Below are 21,713 nucleotides of genomic sequence, written 5' to 3' on the forward strand. Positions count from 1 at the left end.
AGTCTAGATGCCGGCTCCAAGCTCATAAGGCGTTTGCTGGTATACATAGTAGTTCAGCCAGTTCGAGAACAACAGGTTCGCATGGGCACGCCAGCTGGAGAGCGGCGCGAGCGTCGGATCGTTCTTCGGAAAATAATTCTTGGGCACATCGATTCGCAGGCCCTTCGCGACATCGCGGTCGTACTCCCACTTCAGCGTGAGCGGATCGTATTCGGAATGGCCGGTGACGAAGATCTGCCTGCCGTTCTTGGAACCTACGATGTAGACGCCTGCTTCCTCTGAAGTCGACAGGATCTCCAAATCGTTGATTTGCTCGATGTCCTCCGCCCGCACTTCCGTATGGCGCGATTGCGGAACGAAGAACAGTTCATCGAAGCCGCGCGTCAGCGGCACATTCCGCTTCTCGAGCGTGTGGGAGAAGACGCCGAAGATTTTCTCGTCGAGGTTATACTTCGGAACGCCGTAATGGTGATACAGCCCTGCCTGGGAAGCCCAACAGATATGCAGCGTCGAGGTCACTTTGCGCTTCGACCAGTTCATGATCGTCTGCAGTTCCTCCCAGTATGTCACCTCTTCGAATGGCAGATGCTCGACCGGCGCGCCGGTAATGATCATGCCGTCATAGTATTCGTCCTTAATATCCTCGAACGTCTTGTAGAACGTTTCCAAGTGCTCTGCCGACGTGTTCTTCGACGTGTGCGTCTTCGGATGAATGAAGACTGCCTCCACCTGCAGCGGCGTGTTGCCGATCAGACGGAGCAGCTGCGTCTCAGTCGTCTCCTTCGTAGGCATCAAATTCAATATGACGATTCGTAGCGGCCGAATATCCTGGTGGTAAGCGATACTTTCGTCCATTACGAAAATGTTCTCTGCTGTCAAAATTTCCTTCGCTGGTAAATTGTCCGGTACCTTAATTGGCATCCCTATCACTCCTCCTGTTGACGATGGCTGTCTTTGGTTGTCATGAGCGGATCTTGGTCGGCACCTTGAAAATGATAAGGCAAAAAGCCCCTTCCTAAGATAGAAAGGGGCATAATGGGATCATTCATGCGCCTCTCATCTCCCAGAAACCAAAAAGTCTCCGCAAGAATTAGCACCGTGCTTACGCCGGTTGCCGGGCTTCATCGGGCTAGTCCCTCCGCCTGCTCTTGATAAGATAGCTTAACGTATTCAATTGTGAGCTAAGCTTAAGCTCACGTTTTACTTTAAAGGATATCAGGGCTCTCCGTCAAGCGGGTTTTATGCAAAAAACAAGGGCCGGATGCACCGTAAAATAGACGGGCGCATATGGTAGAAGATCAGCGAAAACACTCGCTTTTTGCGCTTGTATGGATTGTAAGCGGAGGGTATACTAGACAAGGTGAAACGGCTATGCCAACTAGGCGACATAGGCGCGTTTCATTCCGGAGAAATAGAGGACCGTGTATAAACGTGTAACTTATACAATCCTATATTTCAAGGTGAAACGGCTGTGCCGGCTAGGCGGCAAGGCGCGTTTCATTCCGGAGAAATAGAGGACCATGTATAAGCGTGTAACCTTATACGATCCTATATTTCAAGGTGAAACGGCTATGCCAGCTATCCAGTAAAGCGAGTTTCTCGCAACAAAATCGACGATTAAAGGGGTGTTTACGAATATGGACGGCGACCCGAGGCCTGCGGGCATCCGCAATAAGAACCGGTACCGTGTGAGCGGGCATCCAATAGGGCAAGCAGCCATGTTCGCTTTACGCCGCCTATCAACTATAGGACTTGCCTAAAGCAGCATGACGAGAAGCTAAGGAGGCACCTCTCATTACGGCATCCGGCATCCGGGGAAGCTACACATCATGGATGAAGGGAGAGGGCACGGATGAAGATCCGACTCGTCAATCAAGGCGTGTTTACGCCGATCGAAGATATCAGCACCACGCTCGTCGCACCAGCCCAAGGCTTCTATTGGATCGATGCGGATATCGACGATTTAAGCGTGTTGCAGCCGCTGTTTGCACTGCATGATCTGGCCGTCGAGGACTGCCTCAGCGAAGAGGAGCAGCGGCCGAAGATCGAAATTTACGAAGGCCATTATTTTATCGTTATCAATAGCATCCGGTTCGATGACGAAGAGATTTTTCTAAGAGCGCTCAATATCTTTCTAGGACGTCATTTCATTCTTACCGTTACCAAAACGAAGATTAACGAGCTGCGCTCGCTCAAGCCGCTGCTATGGGAAGAAGAGGTTACCCGCCCTGACCGGTTCCTCTACCATCTAGTCGACTTGGTCGTCGATAATTACTTCTTGGTCGGCGACCGAATCGAAGCGAGAATCGAGGCGCTCGAAGAAGACATACTGATGCATACGAAGAAGTCGCATCTGAACGAGATTATCGGTCTACGAAGCGAGATTCTATGGCTCAAGAAGATGCTCGGTCCGCAGCGCGACGTGATCGGCACCTTGAACAAGAAAGATTTGCGGCTTATCGACGACCAGCTGCAAAAGTATTTTGGCGACATTCATGAGAATGCCGTGAAGATTACCGAGACGTTCGAGACGTATCGCGATCTGATGGGCAACTTACGAGAAGCTTATCAGTCCAGCCTGTCCAACCGGGCGAACGAAATCATGCGCGTCTTCACCGCGATCACCGTTATTTTCATGCCGCTCACCTTCTTGACCGGCGTGTATGGAATGAACATCGACTATCTGCCCGGTGCCCATATCCACGGCGCATCGTACGTGTTGCTCAGCGTCATGGCCGTCCTAGGCTTCGGCATGCTGTGGGTATTTCGCAAGAAGGATTGGCTGTAACGATATCGCCTATATAACTACAACAAACCCGGTTCCCGTATGCGTACGAGAACCGGGTTTTTATGTTCTTACGCAGACGAGCGCGAACGATAACCAATCGCCCTGGCTATATTTCCTCCAACGCCTCTCGCTGCCCCTTCTCCAAGTCCACGAACTTCAGCAGAATCATCCCGATGATGAAAAATGCGGCGACCGAGATGATCGCGGTACGGCTCGAGCCTGTTATGGTGCCAACGATCGAAAAGACGAGCGGTCCGGCAACCGAGGAGAATTTGCTGGATAAGCTCAGGAAGCCGAAGAACTCCGCAGTCTTCGATGGCGGCGTCATATTGGCGTACAAGGAGCGCGAGATCGCCTGGCTTCCGCCTTGCACTAAGCCGACCATGGTAGCCAGAATGTAGAAGTGAATCGCGTTCTTCATGAAATAGCCGAGCACGACGATCAGCACATAGATCGATAACGATACATACAAGGCCCGTTTGTCGCCCATCCTGCGCGTAAGCTTAATGAAGAGCAGCGTGCTCGGATAGCCGACGAATTGCGTGATCAAGAGCGCAATGATCAAGTGGGTCGTCTCAATGCCGATGCCTCGTCCGTAGATCGTAGCCATGACGATTACCGTGTTGATCCCATCGTTGAAGAACCAGTAGGAAAGCATGTATTTGAGCAGCTCCGGATATTTGCGTGCGTTCCGGAAGGTCGTGCCGATGCGGCTGAATCCATTGCCGATAAGCTTTGCGAGGCTCTCCGACCGCACTCTCGCCGGCTCCTTCACATGCCGCATAATCGGGATGGTGAACAGAATCCACCAGACGCCGACCGTGAAGAAAGCCGCCTGCGTCGCTGTCGTCTTATCCGGGAATCCGAACATCTCCCAACCTTCGATCATCGCGATGTTGACGGCCAGCAGCAATCCCCCGCCGAGGTATCCCATAGCGTAGCCTTTGTTGCTGATCGCGGAACGATCTTCAGGACCGGCCAGATCCGTCAGCAGGCCGTCATAGAACGTATTGCCGACCGAGTAACCGATCGTGCCCAGAATGACGAAGATGGAGGCGAGCAGCCAGTCTCCTTCGCCTGCCCATGCCATAGCCGAGCTGGCGATTGCCCCCAGGATGGCAAAGAAGGACAGGAATTTCACTTTGGAGCCGGATGCATCCGCGATCGCCCCGAGCAGCGGGGACATGACGGCGACGCACAGCATCGCAATCGACTGCGTATAGCCCCAGTAGTTCTCGGGCGTGTTGCCAGGCAGCCCTGCCCCGGCGACGTCCTTGTAGTAAATCGGCATGACCGCAGCAAGCATCGTGGTCGCGAATACGGAATTCGCCCAGTCGTACATGAGCCAGCTGCGAATAGCTTTTCGGTTCAATGTCAGGTCTCCCCTCTTGTCGCCTTGCTAGTTGAACAGTTTCCGTGAGCACTCCATTCGACGATTGTGCAAGATTTCCTCCTAAAAATCTTGTAAAGACCACAAGGAACCAATTCCATGTATACGCTGCCATCCAAGTGTGGTAAGGATGAGACAGACAACCATCCACCTTTGCCGTTTGCTGCGAATACGTTTATAATAGTGATATATGGTGATAAAAAATATTAATCGACAAGGAGGAATTCCGTGAATTTAAGCCAACTGGAGACACTCCTAACGATTTCGAAGACGATGAGTTTCCGGAAAGCGGGCGAGCTGCTCAACCTTACCCAGCCTGCCGTCTCCGCCCAGATCAAGAGCCTGGAAGACGAGTTCGGCTCGGTGCTCATTGACCGGAACCAGCCGGTCACCTTGACGGATCGCGGCAAAGTGTTTCTCGAGCATGCAGAGAGAATTCTAGGCATCGTCGAAGAGTTGAAGTCGCGGCTTTCCGATTTGAATCAGACCCCGCAAGGACATATTATATTGGGAACAACGACATCCATCGCGATTCAGATTCTGCCGCGCGTCCTCTCGTATTTCCAGGATCAGTTTCCATTAATCAAAACGACCATTCAATCCATGCCCTCCTCACAAGTCATGACGGCCGTCGAGAACGGTACCGTCGATATCGGCATTAATTATTTGTCCGAAAGCAATCCGAACATCGTGACCTCGATCTTGTACTATGATACTTATGAGCTGGTTGTCGCTCCTAATCATCCGATGGCCCATCTGAAGCATACCAGCGTGGAAGCGCTTAAGGATGTGCCGATGATCATGCTGTCGCCGGACGCGCTCGGGCGCAAATTCATCGATAAAATGTTCCGCAAGCATAACATTCAGCCGAATATCGTCATGGAGCTGTCCAGCAGCGAGGAAGTGAAACGAATGGCGGAGCTCAATCTCGGAGCGGCCGTCGTGTCCAAGCTCGCGGTGGCCAATGAGGTGCGGCTCGGTACGCTCAAGATGATCAAAGTCCATGAGTTGGATACCAACCACCCTGTCGGCGTAGCCTACAAATCAGGGCGATATCTCAATTCCGCGATGCAGCAGTTCTTGAGCGACGTGAAGGGAATGCCGGAGGCGCAGTTTATAAGTAGTGAATGAGCAATGGCTTGTGTGCAGGTTATTGCACACAGCATTGCGAAAAGTGGAACAATGGTTTGCGAGCAGGTATAAGGCTCGCAGCATTGTTCAAAGGATAGCAATGGCTTGTGTGCAGGTTATTGCACACAGCATTGCGAAAAGTAGAGCAATTGGTTTTGGTGCGTGAATTACGGCACCAAGCATTGTTCAAAGGATAGCAATGGCTTGCGAGCGGGTATTCGGCTCGCAGCATTGCGAAAAATAGAACAATGACTTTCAAATTTTATTCCCCCAACACAACACTGGAGGTGGCTCGTCATGACGACGATCAAATTCGATCTGCACACGCATCACTTCAGATGCGGACACGCTGACGGTGATATCGAGCAATACATCCAAGCCGGGATTAAAGCAGGATTGACGGCGATCGGGATCTCGGATCACTCGCCTTATTTTGCAAGCAAAGAGGATCAGCCTCAGCCGCGGATCGCGATGGCCAAGAGCGACTTCAAGAATTATGTCGATGAGGTACTCCGCCTGAAAGCCAAATACGAAGGCAAAATCGACGTGCTGCTCGGCATCGAGTCCGACTTCTACCCTGAACATATCGAATTGTACCGCAGCATGTATGCACAGTATCCATTCGACTACATAATCGGCTCGGTTCATCAGACGAACGGCGTGAGCATCTTCAACCGCAATCGTTGGAAGAGCTTGAACGAGAAGAAGCAAATCGCCGAGAAGCTGCACTACTACGAATTGATCCGGCAATCAGCGAAGAGCGGCGCCTTCCAAATTCTCGGCCACATCGATGCGATGAAAGGTTACTATCCGGCTTTCTCCGATATCCCGGCAACGGAAGCCGTTGATCTGGCTCTGCAGGCGATCGCCGACAGCCAGGTGGCCATCGAGATCAACACGTCCGGCAGCACCAAGGACGTAGGCGGCTGGTATCCTTCCGATGCCATTCTTGAACGCGCGCATTTCTATGGCGTACAAGTGACCTTCGGTTCCGATGCGCACACGCCTTCGCGGGTCGGCGATGAGTGGGAGCTCGTCCAGCAGCGTTTGAAGGAGATCGGGTTCAAGCAGTGGGTCTATTATAAGGAACGGCAGCCTGTCATTGTCCCGATCTCGTAGATCTTGCCCCTTGCCTTAACCGAAGCCTAGACAAAAAAAATGGACCTGCACGCCGCAGGTCCCAATCCATATATTATTAAAAGGGGGTCTTGTTTATTATAATAGCCCTCTTATATGAAAGGACGGTAACAGCCACATTTCATTTGTGTAACAAATAAGGAGATGAAGCGCGTGTACGACTACCATCACCTCGGTCACGTGAAGAAACAGGCGGCCACGAAGCGCACGCTATGGCTTACGTTAGGGTTAACGTTGTTCTTCACCATTGTCGAAATTATCGGTGGGATCATGAGTCATTCACTTGCGCTGCTGTCCGACTCTGCCCATATGGTATCGGACGTCCTTGCTCTCGGATTAAGCATGACCGCTATCTATATGGCAAGCCGTGAGCCGAACGCCAAGTACACGTTCGGTTATTTGCGTTTTGAAATTTTGGCCTCGTTCCTGAACGGCGCCGCGCTCGCCATCATCGCAATCGGAATCTTCATCGAAGGGGTCAAGCGGTTTCTGCAGCCGCAAGCCATTGATTTTCCGCTTATGCTGACGATCGCTTCAATCGGGCTAATCGTGAATATCGTCCTGACCGTCATTCTAAGCCGCAGCATGAAAGAAGAACAGAACTTGAATGTGCAAAGCGCGCTGTGGCATTTTTTCGGCGACTTGCTTAGTTCCGTCGGCGTTATCGTGTCGGCCGTCATCATTTATTTCACAGGCGTGACCTTCTTCGACCCGCTGATCAGCGTCTTGATCGGCGTGATCATATTCGCGGGCGGCTGGCGGATCATTCGGGAGTCCTACTCGATTCTGATGGAAGCCGTGCCTCATCAATTCGATCTGGATGAAATACGCGGTTCGATTATGGAGGTCGAAGGTGTAGAAGACGTCCATGAGATGCATCTGTGGGCCATCTCTACCGGTCACTACTCGCTCACGGCGCATGTGTTCGTCCGGGAAAATATCCAACCCTATTGCGTCATCCTGGCTATTCATGAGACACTTCGAATGAAGTACGGCATTGAGCATGCCACGATTCAGACCGAGCACGCCCGAATCCATCCTCATGGTGATTATGGACGTCAATTTCTTAAACGCTCTGCCAGCCTATCGAGATAAGGGGATGAAGGAAAGTTATGTGGTTTACGGAAGCAGTGGTAAGCGCACTGCTGTTTGGATTGGCGGGCTGGTGGATGAAGGTATCCCAGATGCGGGGCGGACATACGGCCTTCATGCTGCTCGGCTTATATATATCCGGCACGATTGGCTTCGGCATTCATGCCACGGTAGAGGGAACGCTGCTTGACGCGCTTGGCGATCCTCGCGTCTGGATTGCGGGTGTGTGGATCGGTATCGGATCTGCGATGGGGAATGCTTGGTTCATGAAAGCATTGGACTATGGGCCGGCCAGCTTAACCTCGCCGCTGACGAATATGAACATTGTGCTCGTGATTATGCTCGGCACGTTCGTCTACGGAGAGCCGTTCTCGTCCATGGAAGTGACCGGCGTCTTGCTCTTGCTCTGCGCCATCGTCCTCGTCTCGGTCCGTACGAATGAAAAGCTTAGTATCCGCAGTATTCGCTGGTACGGCTATGTAGCGGCAAGCATACTGCTGTTCGCTGTCCGTAACGGAGGACTGAAGGTTACGGAGGAGCTTGGGTTATCCAATGCCGCCGTGTTATTCGTCGCTTATGCCATCTCGATTGCTTGGTTTGGCGTATTGGCAGCTCGCGAGTGGACGGCAATCCAGTCTGTCGGCCCTCTCCGGCCATCTCTTCCCGCTGTAGCTGCACGTACCACGCGGACACCGGCAAGGACTGGATTACGTCTAGGCCTCGCAGCCGGTGTCTTCTCCTATGGAGGCCTGCAGCTCTATGCGCTATCCCTTCAAGATGGACAAGCCAATATTGCGGCCCCGATCTTCGCCGCGAATGGTCTCGTCGTCGCGATCGGCTCCATCATCCTGTTCAAGGAACGGCTCAGCAAGCTGCAAACGGCCGCCTTCCTCCTGCTCTTCGTCGGGCTTATCTGTCTGCGCTTATAGCCTCTTAATCCGATCGGGGGCGGTTAACGCCTTCCCGGACTCAAACGTTTCAGCGTAGCCCCGAGCAGCTTGCGGAAGTTCGTTCGGAACTTCTTGATGTTCGTCAGCTTCATGGACGATCCCCAACCGTCGTAACGGCCGTTATGATCGGTAATGAGCCCGTGCAGCTCCCTCACCCGTTTATTCACCGTATCGAGCTTCACATCGTCGAAGCGGCTGATGACAAGCGGGAACGGGTAGCTGGCATCCGCTTCGGTCGCCCGCTCCTTCTCAATCTTGTAACCCATCGTCTGCAGCACAGACTGCGCTTCCTGCCGGTCCTTCGCTTCGCGAAAGAGCAGCCAATGATACACGTTCCGCGGCTGCCCAATATTATCGCCCTTATGGATTAAGGCGTAGATCATATGTGCATTATGGACGTAAAGCTGTTCTAGACCGTTCGGGAGAAGATAATGATAGAATGACCATTCAGCATCTTCCTTGACGTAATTCTGCGCCCGAAACTCCCACTCCGCCTCCATCCACTGCTTAAACTTCTCGGAAGAGAAGGCATCCTTACGCGTATAATAGTAAAATTCCAGTCTCGTCGCTGTATTGATACGGCCGACGTACTTCGCCTGAAAGGTTGAAGAAGCCCACTTCTCCAGCTTCGACTCATACTGTTCCAACTGCATGATCAACGCTTTCTTCGACTTGCTCGTATTCCGTACCATATAAAGGTTGAGCGTTACGGACAATAGTTCGCTGTAGTCCGTAAGCGGCGCTTCTGTCTTATACCCGCTATTGACGAGGATGCGCATCTGCTCCGATTCCGTCAGCCGTTCATAGAACCCCCACTCGTCTGCCATGATGCACCTCATTTATTCGTAGAATTAGTTTACTGTCAGCTTAACAACCATTATAACGGTTTCAATCGACATTATACTAATGCTTTTCGCACGAATTCTGATCAGTTGACAACATTTTCATTCAGCCTTCCACATGATGAAACTTTGTTATATATACCCATTACCCGCTTAATCTTGTCCAATTCTCGATATTAACTTATAAATATTAAGTTTATAGTCAAACATTAGTCATAGCGGATTTTATCCGAGACCTCTCCCTTTTGGGAGGGTGATGTGCTACAATAGGAATACCTACAAAGGGGTGATACCTATGGACTATTCCAAAATGTGCCCGAAATATGAAAGCGCCGCCGAGCTGCTCGGCAAGAAATGGACGGGCTTAATTATTCGTGTTTTGCTCGGGGGACCCAAACGGTTCAAAGAAATTAAAGAGCAAATCCCTGAGATGAGCGACAAGATGCTCACTGATCGGATGAAGGAGCTTGAGAGCTGCCAGCTCGTCAAACGCCATGTCTATCCGGAGATGCCGGTACGCATTGAATACGAATTAACAACCAAGGGCCGCGGGCTTGAACCGGTTATTCAATCGATTCAAGAATGGGGCGAATCTTGGTGCTAAGCTGCCGCCTGAATGGGACGGCAGTTTTTAATTTTTAAACCTCTCTCGCCTCGAATGCTTCCTCTAACGAAAATAAGCCGTCCCCCATGGGGACGGCTTATTGCACAAGCTTAACCTACTACATGCCAAGCCATTTTTTGAACAGATGCTTCGTCGTATCCTTGTTGATTGCTGCGATCGAAGTCGTAAGCGGAATACCTTTCGGGCAGGAACGTACGCAGTTCTGCGAGTTGCCGCAGCCTTCGATGCCGCCGTCGCTCATCAGCGTCTCGAGACGCTCTTCTTTGTTCATCTCGCCTGTTGGATGCACGTTGAACAGACGCACCTGCGAGATCGCAGCAGGACCGATGAAGCTGTTGCGGTCATTCACGTTCGGGCAGGATTCCAGGCAGACGCCGCACGTCATGCACTTGGACAGTTCATATGCCCATTGACGCTTGGTCTCGGCCAGACGAGGGCCAGGTCCCAGATCGTACGTACCGTCGATCGGGATCCATGCTTTCACGCGCTTGAGCGCATTGAACATCCGCTCGCGGTTAATGACAAGGTCGCGCACGACAGGGAACGTACGCATCGGCTGCAGGCGTACAGGCTGTTCAAGCTGGTCGATGAGGGCGCTGCAAGCCTGGCGGGGCTTGCCGTTGATCACCATGGAGCATGCGCCGCACACTTCCTCCAGACAGTTCGATTCCCAGCATACCGGCGATGTGGAGCTGCCGTCGCTTTTCTTCGGGTTACGTTGAATTTCCATCAGCGCGCTGATCACGTTCATATTCTGACGGTATGGAACTTCGAATTCCTCGTTGTACGGCTGTTTATCCGGTCCATCCTGACGTTCGATAATAAACTTGACGGTTTTGGTTGCAGTTGCTTCAGCCATTGTGTTGTTCTCCTTTCCTTGCTTACTTCGATTTATTTATCTTTCGAGTAGTCGCGTTTGCGCGGCTTGATGAGCGAGACGTCAACTTCCTCGTAGGAGATTGTCGGGCCATCCGGCGTCCAAGTTGCCTTCGTCGTCTTCAGGAACTCCTCGTCGTTACGATCCGGGAAGTCCGGCTTGTAGTGAGCGCCGCGGCTTTCGTTACGGAGCAGCGCGCCTAGCGTCATCGCTTCCGACAACTCAAGCATGTTCCACAGCTGACGCGTGAACGCAACGCCTGCATTGTTCCAGCCCGAAGTATCGTTGATGTTGATATTGTTGTAACGAACCTTAAGCTCTTTGATCTTCGCGATCGTCTCTTCGAGCTTCTTGTTGAAGCGAACGACGGTCATGTTGTTCGTCATCCACTCGCCAAGCTCTTTGTGAAGCACGTACGCGTTCTCGGTGCCGTTCATCTTGATGATGCTGTTGTATTTGTCCTGCTGACGCTTAGTCTCGCGATCGAACACCGTCGAGGAGATATCATCGGTCGACTTCTTCAAACCTTTGATATATTCAACCGCTTTAGGACCCGTAATCATGCCGCCGTAGATGGCGGACAGCAGCGAGTTCGCGCCCAGACGGTTCGCGCCGTGATACTGGTATTCGCATTCGCCGCAAGCGAACAGGCCTGGAATATTGGTCATTTGGTTGTAATCGACCCACATGCCGCCCATCGAATAGTGGACTGCCGGGAAGATTTTCATCGGGATTTTGCGCGGGTCGTCGCCCATGAACTTCTCGTAGATCTCGATGATACCGCCGAGCTTAACGTCTAGCTCCTTCGGATCCTTATGCGACAGATCGAGGTAAACCATGTTCTCGCCGTTGATGCCGAGCTTCTGGTCGACGCAGACAGAGAAGATCTCCCTCGTCGCGATGTCCCGCGGAACCAAGTTGCCGTATGCCGGATACTTCTCTTCGAGGAAGTACCAAGGCTTGCCGTCTTTGTACGTCCAGATCCGGCCGCCTTCGCCGCGCGCGGATTCGGACATCAGGCGCAGCTTGTCGTCGCCTGGAATCGCTGTCGGGTGAATCTGAATGAATTCGCCGTTCGCGTAGTGAACGCCTTGCTGGTACACGGCAGAAGCCGCCGTACCTGTATTAATAACCGAGTTGGTCGTTTTGCCGAAAATAATGCCAGGACCGCCGGATGCGAGAATAACTGCATCTGCCGAGAATACGCGCACTTCCATCGAGCGCAGATCCTGTGCGGAGACGCCGCGGCACACGCCGTCGTCGTCGAGCACGGCGCCGGTAAACTCCCAGTGCTCATACTTTGTTACAAGACCCGCAGTCTCCCAGCGGCGTACCTGCTCGTCCAGAGCGTACAGCAGCTGTTGGCCTGTCGTCGCGCCGGCGAACGCCGTACGGTGGTATTGCGTGCCGCCGAAACGGCGGAAGTCCAGCAAGCCTTCCGGGGTACGGCTGAACATAACGCCCATCCGGTCCATCAGGTGGATAATGCCAGGGGCTGCTTCGCACATGGCTTTAACCGGCGGTTGGTTCGCCAAGAAGTCGCCGCCATATACGGTATCGTCAAAGTGCTCCCAAGGGGAGTCGCCTTCACCTTTTGTATTTACAGCTCCGTTGATGCCGCCCTGCGCGCATACGGAGTGGGAACGCTTAACGGGCACGACGGAGAATAGTTCTACATGCACGCCTGCTTCAGCTGCTTTAATTGTAGCCATCAAGCCGGCGAGACCGCCGCCGACAACGATAATTTTTCTTTTTGCCATTATGCTTCGCTCCTTATCCTAAAGCCTAAACGAGATTCGCCCATGCCAGTGCGGCAGAAGCAGCGTCCTTGAATTCGTCACCGCGGAATGCTGCCAGCGACATCAGGAACATGACAGCGCAGATGACGAAGACGCCCATCCAGATATAAGAGGAGATACGCTGCGCGCGAGGGCCGATCGTAATGCCCCAGCTAACCAGGAACGCCCACATGCCGTTGCTGAAGTGGAAAGTCGCCGCGATTACCCCGATGATGTACATCACGAAGAAGAACGCGTTATTCGCCACATCATGCATCAGGCCGCCAAGCTCTTCATGGGACACATTGCCGAGAGCCACTTGTACGCGGGTCTGCCACAGATGCCATACGATAAAGATGAACGTAATAACCCCGGAAATACGCTGCAGCGTAAACGCCCAGTTACGGCCATATTGGAAACGGCCCGTGTTGAGATTGGATTGGTAAGCCACGTACAAGCCGTACACGCCATGGAACAACAGCGGCAGCCAGATGCCGAACAGTTCCAGGAAGAACACGAGCGGCAACTCGTTCAGGAACGTAACACTATCCTTAAATGCTTCCGGTCCGCCCTCATAGGCCGAGAAGTTGGTGATCATGTGCTCGATGAGGAACAAACCGAGGGGGATCACTCCGAGCAGGGAGTGGATCTTGCGTGCTAAATAAGAGTTTCCATTCATAACTTGTGCGTTCTCCTTTCACGACTTAGAGCTTTCTTTTTCGCTAAAATTCGCCAAAACACTTAAATTGTAACTCCCGCCCCTAAACAGCGTCAACAAGGTGAAACGAACCGTCGCCTATATGGTCGCACAGGTAAGTTTCATTCCGGAGAAATACAAGATGATTCGCACCTAATGCGACGTACAAATGCTTGGATTTCAAGGTGAGACGGCGCGAAACTTATCGGAAGTTGTGGTGCGTTTCGTTCCGGAAAAAATGGATGAAACCGCTACCGCTCACGCGGAGAAAATGCACGTTTCATGCCGTTCATACCTGACACAGTTTATTCACACTTCACATCATACTCCTTTTGTACTTATAATGGTATTGCGTATTTTTCATTAAAGTTAATAACAATTCTGCATAAGCAATGATCGGAGCGAGAGCGATGCTAGAAGAATTAAATATGTTTGCCGTGGTTGTCGACCAATCCAGCATGAATAAAGCTTCTTCGCTGCTAAATTTGTCACAGCCCGCTCTATCCCGCAAAATTGCAAAACTGGAGGAACAGCTGGGTGTCGAATTGTTCCGGCGCGTCGGCAAACGGCTTGAGTTGACGCGAATGGGCCAGCTGACGTACGAATATGCCGTCGAAACCCGCCAACGCCATCTGCGCTTCATGCAGCTCGTCGGCGATTATAAGGAAGCCGGACGTTCGACGCTGACGATCGGCGCCTCCCTGACGACGCTCCAAGCCACGTTGCCGGATATGATCTGGGCGCTGACGCTGCGCAATCCGGAGCTCGACATTAAAGCGATCACCGGCAAGACGCACGAAATCGTTACGCTCGTTCGCGAAAAACGCGCCGATATCGGCATTGTCGCCTCGTTGATCGACGATCAGTCGCTCACCTGCATGCCGCTGTTCGATGATAACCTGGAACTCGTCCTGCCGCGCAACCATTACATGATGGACAAGAGCAAGCATGAAATCGCGGACCTGAACGGCCTGCCGATGATTCTCTTCTCCAAAGGAACATGGTACCGGATACTGACCGACGAACTGTTCGATAAATACCATCTTCAGCCTGACGTGCGGATGGAGATCGACTCCTTCGAAGCGATTCTAAGGCTGCTGCATACATGCCGCGCCTGCACCTTGCTGCCGCGCTCTTACCTTCGTCCCCAGCTGCTGGCCGACAACGACTTGACGGTCGTGCGCATCCGCGAGCTCGAAGAGACGAAGCGGACCACGTCTTTGATCCACGCCGGTTTCGAGAGCATGCCGCCTTCGCTGCGGCAATGGGTCGATGAAATCTCCAAACTGTACAACGGTTCATAAGCCTGCAATCCGGCAACGATCCCTCAACTTTTTGCTAACTCGATGCATAACAAGAAGGACAGCAGCCTCATAAGGGCCCTGTCCTTTATTCTTACCATATTAGCTTAAGGAATCCATGGCAAGACAATGCGTGCCATGCTTTATATTCCGTACCATAAAAAACGTATGGATAAATCAGCGAACGATCGTTTCCTCGAATTGCTCGATTCCGGAGTTGGTCCCGATGATAACCATGACGTCCTTCTCGGCCAGCACTTCCGTGGCCATCGGCGCGATGATAACGCCCTGCGGCTTGTTGATCGCCACAATGCTGCAGCCGAAGCGCCCGCGCGGGTTCAGCTCCTGCAGCGACTTGCCGTTCAGGCACTTCGGAACGGCCAATTCGGCAATCGTATAATCTTTGGATAACTCGATATAGTCCAGCAGGTTCGGGGAGACAAGCTGATGAGCGACGCGAATGCCCATATCCCGCTCGGGATACACCACCCGGTCGACGCCGATTTTCTCCAGCACGCGGCCATGCAGTTCGCTCAATGCCTTGGCTACGACCTTCTTCACGCCGAGATCCTTCAGGAGGATCGCGGTAAGGATGCTCGCTTGAATATCATCGCCGATCGCGACGACGCCGCAATCGAAGTTGCGGACGCCGATCGAGCGAAGCACATCCTCATCCGTCGCCTCTGCGACAACGGCATGCGTAAGGATTTGGCTCAAATCCTGGACGGCCTCTTCGTCCTTATCTACGCCGAGCACCTCATAACCAAGTTCCACGAGTTCCTTCGCAAGGCTTGAGCCGAAGCGGCCAAGACCAATGATGACAAACTGATTCTTCTTCATCTGTTGTTTCCCCTAACCAATCGTAATTTTCCCTTCCGGGTATCTATATAGTTCTTTTTCTGCCCGCGGCCCAAGCGCGTAAGCAAGGGTTAATGGGCCGAGACGGCCCGCGAACATCATAAGGCTGATCACGATCTTGCCGAATACGGTCAGTTCAGGCGTGACGCCAAGCGACAAACCAACCGTACCGAAGGCCGACGTCGTCTCGAACAATATTTTCAAGAACGCTTGATCCTCCGTCGTGGACAGCACCATTGTGACGAAGATGACGAGTGCAAGAGATAGTATGGTAATCGTGAGCGCTTTGAAAATCCGTTCACGGGCAAGCCGCATTTGGAACAGCACAATATCTTCCTTGCCTCGGATCATTGCGATAACCGCAGCGATCAGCGTCGTAAAGGTCGTCGTCTTAATGCCGCCTCCTGTGGAGCCAGGAGAAGCGCCGATAAACATCAAGATGACGATAAAGAATTGAGACGCCTGACGCATAGCAGCCAGATCTAACGTATTCGGTCCTGCCGTCCTTGGCGCGACGGACTGGAAGAAAGAAGCTAGTAGTTTGCCATCCCATCCTACGCTGCCCAGCGTCGCCTTATTGGTGAATTCGAAGATAAAGATGACGATTGCACCAACACCAATCAATACGGCTGTGGTCGATAGGACAACCTTCGAGTGAAGCGACAGCCGCTTGCGCGTCCGGTATTCGATGACATCGGACATGACGATAAAACCAATCCCGCCCAGTACGATGAGCGCCATGGTAACCAGATTAATAATCGGATCGTCGATATAACGGGTAAAGCTGGCAAATGGCGTCCCGAATTCGCCGAACAGATCAAATCCGGCATTGTTGAACATCGATACCGCATGCCACATGCCGAAGTAAACCGCTTGGCCGATGGGCATATCGAATGACCATCGTAAAGCGAACAATAATCCTCCGGCGAATTCAATCGCCAGCGAATAGAAGACGACCTTGCGGATCAACCGGACGATGCCTTCCATGCTGCTCTGATTCATGGCTTCCTGGAGAATCAGCCTTTCTTTCAGCGAAATGCGCTTACGGAGGACGATCGCGATCAACGTCGACATGGTCATGAAGCCGAGGCCCCCGACCTGTATCAGGCAGATGATGATCAATTGTCCCGCTAACGACCAATGAGAGCCGGAATCGACCGTTACCAGTCCGGTTACGCATGTCGCCGATGTCGCCGTGAACAGCGCATCGATAATATGGGTTTCGGAGCCGCCCTTAGTCGCGAACGGCAGTGACAGCAGCACGCCTCCAAGCAGAATGATAGCGGCGAAGCCCACCATCAGTATGCGCGGCGGCGACCATTTGGACAATTTGAAGAATGAAATCATGCGCGCATAACGACCTCCGCTTTCCAAGAATTACCCATTTTTGCGCACAAAAAAAAGCACTGGAACCCCAATGCTGTCTGCGATGAGTCCTGTTCCACACAGCCTACGAGGTTAGCTGACGGATTCGGGCCTGGAAAGGCAGCCCTATTCGTGCAAGAACGATTGTCCTGCACGAAATTCACCCCATGCTGTCTTCAATGGATAAGGCATGAAGGACAGCGTTATGGTTCCCCCGTTTTCATCATGAAATTCGGCTGTTGTATCCAATTGCTACTCATTATAAGTCCGGCATGAAAAAACACCAAATGCAAAACGTGCAGAAAAAGCACCGAATTGCGGCAAAATACGTATAGGGTATCAACAAATCCTTCTCTTGCTATTATTCTTGACCATTTATCTCGGCGCTGGTCCAATTTGAATGGTTTTTCTCGCTCTGCCTCGCATATGTATGATAGGGTAAAACCATTGACAAGCTCTTGTATAAAATTTTCACTCTACCCGCGAATGAAATGAGGTGCACGATTGAATCAACTAGATCTCAAACCGGATTGGACAAGGTACACCTGGACAGCGTTGGTCTGTGCCATTATTTACTTGTTCGTTCAAGTGCTGCCGGCCACGGTCGGCTCTTTTACCGGCACAGGAACAGCGCAAGTCATTACGAAGCAGGCAGCCGAACAGGCAGCCGCCCAATTCATTCAAGCGCAATTCGGCGAACAACCGATCAGCACGCATACCGTGCATCAATCCGACAGTCTCTTCTATGGCTATCTGTCCAAGGAAGATCTGCTGGAGGATTACGACAAGCGCTATGACGCCGATTTTCCGACCGATACGTTCCAAGTGACCGCCAAGCTCCCCGATGAGAGCCGATTTTATGTCTATGTTCATATGGAGACCGGGAAGGTCGTCGCCTGGAATAAGCCTGATGCGAGTATTGACGAGCAGCTATCTGCCGACCAGTGGCAGGATGAAGCGATTGCTTACGCGGAGCAGCGCGGCTTCCAATCCGGCTCGCTCACGGTGAAAGATACCGGCGTATCGGACGTCTTGACGCTTGAAGTCAAAGGCGAACAAGCGCATGAAGCCAACCTGACGCTAAAGATTCGCATGATCCAACTAGCTAGCGGCCAATTCGCCGTCGCGGAATATAAGCCGGAGTTCACCGTGCCCGCTTCCTATACCAGCTACGTTAAGGAGCAGGATAAGCTGGCCAACGGGCTGTCCCTGATCGGCAGTACGCTGATGTCGTTCGTCCTCTTCGTGCTTGCCATCGTCTACGCCGTGCTGTACCGCAAGCAAACCTCCTTCAACCGCGGTTGGCTGCTGACCGCGCTGTTCCTATTGATCTACATGGCGAACAACTGGAACATGCTTGACGGACTTGTCGCCAACTACGGCGAGGATGAGAATGCGTTCCTCTACGCCGTGACCGGCATGGCCATCCAGAGCATCATTACGGTGCTGCTGGCCGCCTCCGTATATTTCTCGCTCGTTGCCGGCGACGGCTTATGGCGCTCCATGGGCAAACAGCTGTGGCCGCGTATGGGGGAAGCCGGTTATGGCCAGCATGTGTGGGACAGCATGAAGCTCGGGTACCTGATCGCATTCATCCTGCTCGGCATTCAGACCGTCATCTTCATTGTTCTGGAGCTATCGACCGACGCCTGGTCCACGACGGATGTCATGCAGTCGCCCTATAACTTCGCGGCCCCATGGGTATTCCCGGCGCTCGCCTGGTGCGCGGCCATCTCGGAGGAAGTGGTATTCCGGCTATTCGGGATTGGGTTGCTGAGAAAATGGTTCAAGAACGCCTTCGTTGCGTCGTTGATTCCGACCATCATCTGGGCGCTGGGGCATGTCACCTATGCCATCTATCCGTCGACTACGAGGCTGATCGAGCTGACGATCCTGGGCCTTCTGTTCAGTTTCTTCTTCCTGCGGTACGGGCTGATTACCGTCATCTTCGCTCACGCCGTACTGGATCTGATTATGATGGCCCTCTCCCTCATGTTCCTCGGCTCGGCCGGCAATATTATCATCGGCCTCTTCTACATGGTCACGCCGGTGTTGGTAGCCGCGCTGATCCGATGGTGGGCCAATAAAAAAGGAAGAGCCCGTGATATCACGGCTCCTCCCTCAGTGCTTCAATGATTTGCGCGGCGAGCTTCTCGCCGATCGACAGCGGCCGGAAATCTTCGATTCCGGCCTCTTTGATTTTTTTGATCGAGCCAAAATGCTTCAGCAGCGCCTTCCGGCGCTTCTCGCCAATGCCCGGAATCGCATCGAGCTTGGAAGCGATCATCGACTTGCCCCGCTGCTCCCGGTGGAACGTAATGGCGAAGCGGTGAACCTCGTCTTGAATGCGCTGTAAGAGATAGAACTCCTGGCTGTCGCGCCCAAGCGGCACGATCTCCTGCGATTCGCCTTTCATGAGCTGCGCCGTCTTATGCTTGTCATCCTTTACGATGCCGCATACGGGAATATTCAAACCCAGCTCGTTCTCCAGAATATCGAGCGCGGCCGAGATTTGCCCCTTGCCGCCGTCGACGATGATCAGATCCGGCTGCTGCAGCCCTTCCTTCAGCACCCGTTCATAACGCCTGCGGATCACCTCGCGCATCGTCTCGTAATCGTCCGGCCCTTGCACGGTCTTCACTTTATATTTGCGGTATTCGTTCTTATCCGGCTTGCCATCGGTGAACACGACCATGGCGGAGACGGGATTCGTGCCTTGAATATTCGAGTTATCGAATGCTTCGATCCGGTGTACCTGAGCAAGTCCAAGCGCTTGCGCCAAGCCATCGGCCGCCTTGCTCGTACGCTCCTCGTCGCGTTCGATCAGCTTGAACTTCTCATCCAGTCCAACCTTCGCATTGTTCACTGCCATGAGGACGACATCGCGCTTACGGCCGCGTCTAGGCATGAAGACTTTCACCTTCAGCCATTTCTGCAGCGCCGTGCGGATCTCTTCGCCCGTGCTGCCGGCAGCAGGCTCGTCTTCTTCCTCGTCCCCCGCGCTGGCAATGTCCGTTACGGCTTCATAGGCAGCCGCTGCCTCCGCGATCGACTCCTCCGCCGCCGGCGTATGGTCTGCCTCTGCATCAGGCGCTGCCGCTTCTCCCTGTTCTTCCGGCGCAGCAGGAATGAGAATCTCCTTCGGCAGTGCCGGATTATCGCTGTAATATTGCGTAACGAACGTCATGAAGTCGTCATAAGGCTCGCCGTAATACGGGAACATCGTCACGCGCCGCTCGATCAGCTTGCCGCCGCGCATGTACATGATTTGCACGCACATCCAGCCTTTGTCGGTAGCAAAACCGAAGACGTCACGGTCCATCGCATCGTTGAGCGTTATCTTCTGCTTCTCCATGATGGCGTCGATCGCCATAATCTGATCCCGGAACTCCTTCGCCCGTTCGAACTCCAGAGACTCCGCGGCTGCTTCCATCTTCCCCTGCAGCATCTTCCGGACCTCGTCATGCCCGCCGTTCAGGAACTTGGCGATCTCCTGGGTCATCGATTCGTAGGTGCCCGGCTCTACGTCATACTCGCAAGGCGCGATACATTGGCCAAGGTGATAATACAGGCACACTTTATCGGGCAGCGTGCCGCATTTGCGCAGCGGATACAGCCGCTCCAGCAGCTTCATCGTCTGCTGAGCCGCGTAAGCGTTCGGATAAGGGCCGAAATACTTCCCCTTATCCTTGATCACGCGCCGCGTAACCTCCAGCTTCGGATGCTTCTCGCTCGTTATTTTAATATACGGAAACGTCTTGTCGTCTTTCAGCAGGACATTGTACCGGGGATGATACTGCTTGATTAAGTTACATTCAAGGATAAGTGCTTCCATGTTGCTCGACGTGACAATATATTCGAAATCCCGAATCTCCGATACGAGACGCTGGGTTTTGCCGTTATGGCTTCCGTTAAAATAGGACCGGACGCGGTTCTTCAGCACCTTGGCCTTGCCCACGTAGATAATCGTCCCGTCCCCATTCTTCATTAAATAACAACCGGGCTGGTCCGGCAGCAAGGCCAGCTTGCTTCGTATATGTTCGGCCGCCTGTTCCTTCGCCGAACGGTTCTTGCTTTCCTTCTGCTCCAGGTCGCTCCCCTCCTTAAGCTTCCAAGTCGACTACCTCTTGAACTGTTCTTATTGTACCACAGCGAACAACTGTTTGCTCCATAACCCATGCACCGTCCAAGCGGCAAAGATTTCAAACTTGTCCAATCAAATGCAAGGATCAGCTTTACATTTAATTTGATTGTTGGGTATACTAGGGGAAGCAATCTTCGTCCGAGGAGGAACTGTAGCAATGGAGAACGTTAGAGACCCGCGCGAGCATTATAACGAAGAACCGCGCAACGACTTTTTCGATTTGATGTTCGGATTCGGCGGATTCTTCGGCTTTATGTTCGTTGTGTTCGCCGTCATGGTCATTATCAAGTTTGCAATCTCGTAGTCCTCGGAATAAGGACTAGGCTGCTCGCGTTGTTAAGCGCTTGCAGCCCCTTTGCATTTTGGGGGACTTGTTGACGTACCGTTACGACCACCGGAACACTACAGTAAAAATTCACTATAACCATTCTGTGCTTTGCATTGGCAAGCCCTCTCCGGCTACAATAGCATCACATGAAAGGAAAGGAGACTGATGTACGATGAGCACGTTCATGACTACGCTTAACGATAAGCTTCATACGACCGCGCGCAGCAGTCTCTTGCGATTCGAAATGACGATCACGTAAATAGCATAGGCACCCAGAAGGAACGTTATCCTTAACCCTTTTTGGTGCTTGTTCGCTGTACGTGCCGTGTAGAAAACCGCAGGATCGGCCGCTCGCCGGTATCCTTGCGGTTTTTTTGTCATTTCGAAAGAAGCAATCTGCTGCGCCCTAG

Annotated in this window: 18 protein-coding genes and 2 riboswitches; of the genes, 9 read left to right on the forward strand and 9 right to left on the reverse strand. The window is 52.7% G+C overall.

Going from position 1 to position 21,713, the window contains the following annotated elements; all coding sequences use genetic code 11:
- Nucleotides 1–3: 3 nt before the first annotated feature.
- Nucleotides 4–921 (reverse strand): homoserine O-acetyltransferase MetA, encoded by a 918-nt coding sequence (gene metA, locus FHS18_RS02005; RefSeq protein WP_183596361.1) that lies wholly within the window; start codon nt 919–921, stop codon nt 4–6.
- A gap of 132 nt (nt 922–1,053) precedes the next feature.
- Nucleotides 1,054–1,158, reverse strand: a riboswitch (SAM riboswitch).
- A 694-nt stretch (nt 1,159–1,852) separates the two neighbouring features.
- Between metA and corA the strand changes: the two genes are divergently transcribed.
- The gene (corA, locus tag FHS18_RS02010) at nt 1,853–2,788 is read left to right on the forward strand and encodes a magnesium/cobalt transporter CorA (RefSeq protein ID WP_183596363.1); all 936 of its coding nucleotides are present in this window, start codon (nt 1,853–1,855) and stop codon (nt 2,786–2,788) included.
- Nucleotides 2,789–2,894: 106 nt separating this feature from the next.
- Here corA and FHS18_RS02015 read toward each other — a convergent pair whose 3' ends face one another.
- The gene (locus tag FHS18_RS02015) at nt 2,895–4,160 is read right to left on the reverse strand and encodes an MFS transporter (RefSeq protein WP_183596365.1); all 1,266 of its coding nucleotides are present in this window, start codon (nt 4,158–4,160) and stop codon (nt 2,895–2,897) included.
- Between the two features lie 246 nt (nt 4,161–4,406).
- On the opposite strand from FHS18_RS02015, the gene FHS18_RS02020 reads away from it, so the two are divergent.
- The 4 genes from FHS18_RS02020 (at nt 4,407) to FHS18_RS02035 (ending at nt 8,467) form a co-directional block, all read left to right on the forward strand.
- On the forward strand, nt 4,407–5,309 hold the full coding sequence (locus FHS18_RS02020) for a LysR substrate-binding domain-containing protein (protein WP_183596367.1): 903 nt from the start codon (nt 4,407–4,409) through the stop codon (nt 5,307–5,309).
- Between the two features lie 306 nt (nt 5,310–5,615).
- A complete protein-coding gene (locus tag FHS18_RS02025; RefSeq protein WP_183597306.1) occupies nt 5,616–6,428 on the forward strand; it encodes a histidinol-phosphatase HisJ family protein in 813 nt (270 codons plus the stop codon).
- Between the two features lie 171 nt (nt 6,429–6,599).
- Nucleotides 6,600–7,541, forward strand: coding sequence for a cation diffusion facilitator family transporter (locus FHS18_RS02030; protein WP_409348523.1), 942 nt, complete (start codon nt 6,600–6,602; stop codon nt 7,539–7,541).
- A 17-nt stretch (nt 7,542–7,558) separates the two neighbouring features.
- Nucleotides 7,559–8,467, forward strand: a complete 909-nt coding sequence (locus tag FHS18_RS02035; RefSeq protein ID WP_183596371.1) for a DMT family transporter — start codon at nt 7,559–7,561, stop codon at nt 8,465–8,467.
- A gap of 23 nt (nt 8,468–8,490) precedes the next feature.
- On the opposite strand, the gene FHS18_RS02040 is transcribed toward FHS18_RS02035, so the two are convergent.
- Nucleotides 8,491–9,315 (reverse strand): DUF695 domain-containing protein, encoded by an 825-nt coding sequence (locus FHS18_RS02040; protein ID WP_183596373.1) that lies wholly within the window; start codon nt 9,313–9,315, stop codon nt 8,491–8,493.
- A 310-nt stretch (nt 9,316–9,625) separates the two neighbouring features.
- On the opposite strand from FHS18_RS02040, the gene FHS18_RS02045 reads away from it, so the two are divergent.
- On the forward strand, nt 9,626–9,934 hold the full coding sequence (locus tag FHS18_RS02045) for a winged helix-turn-helix transcriptional regulator (protein ID WP_183596375.1): 309 nt from the start codon (nt 9,626–9,628) through the stop codon (nt 9,932–9,934).
- 118 nt (nt 9,935–10,052) lie between these two features.
- Here the strand turns inward: FHS18_RS02045 and sdhB are convergent, their stop codons facing one another.
- From sdhB to FHS18_RS02060, 3 genes are read right to left on the reverse strand one after another with little or no spacing between them, the layout of a single operon-like run.
- On the reverse strand, nt 10,053–10,814 hold the full coding sequence (gene sdhB / locus FHS18_RS02050; RefSeq protein WP_183596377.1) for a succinate dehydrogenase iron-sulfur subunit: 762 nt from the start codon (nt 10,812–10,814) through the stop codon (nt 10,053–10,055).
- Nucleotides 10,815–10,846: 32 nt separating this feature from the next.
- Nucleotides 10,847–12,592, reverse strand: coding sequence for a succinate dehydrogenase flavoprotein subunit (gene sdhA / locus FHS18_RS02055; RefSeq protein WP_183596379.1), 1,746 nt, complete (start codon nt 12,590–12,592; stop codon nt 10,847–10,849).
- A gap of 25 nt (nt 12,593–12,617) precedes the next feature.
- On the reverse strand, nt 12,618–13,289 hold the full coding sequence (locus tag FHS18_RS02060; protein WP_183596381.1) for a succinate dehydrogenase cytochrome b558 subunit: 672 nt from the start codon (nt 13,287–13,289) through the stop codon (nt 12,618–12,620).
- 428 nt (nt 13,290–13,717) lie between these two features.
- Between FHS18_RS02060 and FHS18_RS02065 the strand changes: the two genes are divergently transcribed.
- The gene (locus tag FHS18_RS02065) at nt 13,718–14,611 is read left to right on the forward strand and encodes a LysR family transcriptional regulator (protein ID WP_183596383.1); all 894 of its coding nucleotides are present in this window, start codon (nt 13,718–13,720) and stop codon (nt 14,609–14,611) included.
- A gap of 174 nt (nt 14,612–14,785) precedes the next feature.
- On the opposite strand, the gene FHS18_RS02070 is transcribed toward FHS18_RS02065, so the two are convergent.
- Nucleotides 14,786–15,448, reverse strand: a complete 663-nt coding sequence (locus FHS18_RS02070) for a potassium channel family protein (RefSeq protein WP_183596385.1) — start codon at nt 15,446–15,448, stop codon at nt 14,786–14,788.
- A 12-nt stretch (nt 15,449–15,460) separates the two neighbouring features.
- Entirely contained in the window at nt 15,461–16,813 is a 1,353-nt protein-coding gene (locus FHS18_RS02075; protein WP_183596386.1) for a TrkH family potassium uptake protein, read from the reverse strand.
- 85 nt (nt 16,814–16,898) lie between these two features.
- A riboswitch (cyclic di-AMP (ydaO/yuaA leader) is annotated at nt 16,899–17,079 on the reverse strand.
- Between the two features lie 256 nt (nt 17,080–17,335).
- Between FHS18_RS02075 and FHS18_RS02080 the strand changes: the two genes are divergently transcribed.
- Nucleotides 17,336–18,967 carry a CPBP family intramembrane glutamic endopeptidase gene (locus tag FHS18_RS02080; RefSeq protein WP_183596388.1) on the forward strand — a complete coding sequence of 544 codons (1,632 nt, stop codon included), beginning with the start codon at nt 17,336–17,338 and terminating at the stop codon, nt 18,965–18,967.
- On the opposite strand, the gene uvrC is transcribed toward FHS18_RS02080, so the two are convergent.
- Nucleotides 18,939–20,819, reverse strand: a complete 1,881-nt coding sequence (gene uvrC, locus FHS18_RS02085; RefSeq protein ID WP_246427400.1) for an excinuclease ABC subunit UvrC — start codon at nt 20,817–20,819, stop codon at nt 18,939–18,941. The two genes, FHS18_RS02080 and uvrC, sit on opposite strands and share 29 nt — an antisense overlap.
- A 313-nt stretch (nt 20,820–21,132) precedes the next feature.
- Here uvrC and FHS18_RS02090 point away from each other — a divergent pair, with 313 nt between their 5' ends.
- Complete coding sequence (locus tag FHS18_RS02090) at nt 21,133–21,279, forward strand: YqzM family protein (protein ID WP_183596390.1); 147 nt, start codon at nt 21,133–21,135, stop codon at nt 21,277–21,279.
- Nucleotides 21,280–21,713: the final 434 nt, after the last annotated feature.

This window comes from Paenibacillus phyllosphaerae (assembly GCF_014192105.1).
GTDB classification, from domain to species: domain Bacteria; phylum Bacillota; class Bacilli; order Paenibacillales; family Paenibacillaceae; genus Paenibacillus_Z; species Paenibacillus_Z phyllosphaerae.

Excerpts from the sequence above, each read along its gene's own strand:
- metA (WP_183596361.1), bottom strand. The coding sequence starts at position 921 with ATGCCAATTAAGGTACCGGACAATTTACCAGCGAAGGAAATTTTGACA.
- corA (WP_183596363.1), top strand. The coding sequence starts at position 1,853 with ATGAAGATCCGACTCGTCAATCAAGGCGTGTTTACGCCGATCGAAGAT.
- FHS18_RS02035 (WP_183596371.1), top strand. The coding sequence starts at position 7,559 with ATGTGGTTTACGGAAGCAGTGGTAAGCGCACTGCTGTTTGGATTGGCG.
- FHS18_RS02040 (WP_183596373.1), bottom strand. The coding sequence starts at position 9,315 with ATGGCAGACGAGTGGGGGTTCTATGAACGGCTGACGGAATCGGAGCAG.
- FHS18_RS02045 (WP_183596375.1), top strand. The coding sequence starts at position 9,626 with ATGGACTATTCCAAAATGTGCCCGAAATATGAAAGCGCCGCCGAGCTG.
- sdhB (WP_183596377.1), bottom strand. The coding sequence starts at position 10,814 with ATGGCTGAAGCAACTGCAACCAAAACCGTCAAGTTTATTATCGAACGT.
- sdhA (WP_183596379.1), bottom strand. The coding sequence starts at position 12,592 with ATGGCAAAAAGAAAAATTATCGTTGTCGGCGGCGGTCTCGCCGGCTTG.
- FHS18_RS02060 (WP_183596381.1), bottom strand. The coding sequence starts at position 13,289 with ATGAATGGAAACTCTTATTTAGCACGCAAGATCCACTCCCTGCTCGGA.
- FHS18_RS02065 (WP_183596383.1), top strand. The coding sequence starts at position 13,718 with ATGCTAGAAGAATTAAATATGTTTGCCGTGGTTGTCGACCAATCCAGC.
- FHS18_RS02070 (WP_183596385.1), bottom strand. The coding sequence starts at position 15,448 with ATGAAGAAGAATCAGTTTGTCATCATTGGTCTTGGCCGCTTCGGCTCA.
- FHS18_RS02075 (WP_183596386.1), bottom strand. The coding sequence starts at position 16,813 with ATGATTTCATTCTTCAAATTGTCCAAATGGTCGCCGCCGCGCATACTG.
- uvrC (WP_246427400.1), bottom strand. The coding sequence starts at position 20,819 with ATGAAGAATGGGGACGGGACGATTATCTACGTGGGCAAGGCCAAGGTG.
- FHS18_RS02090 (WP_183596390.1), top strand. The coding sequence starts at position 21,133 with ATGGAGAACGTTAGAGACCCGCGCGAGCATTATAACGAAGAACCGCGC.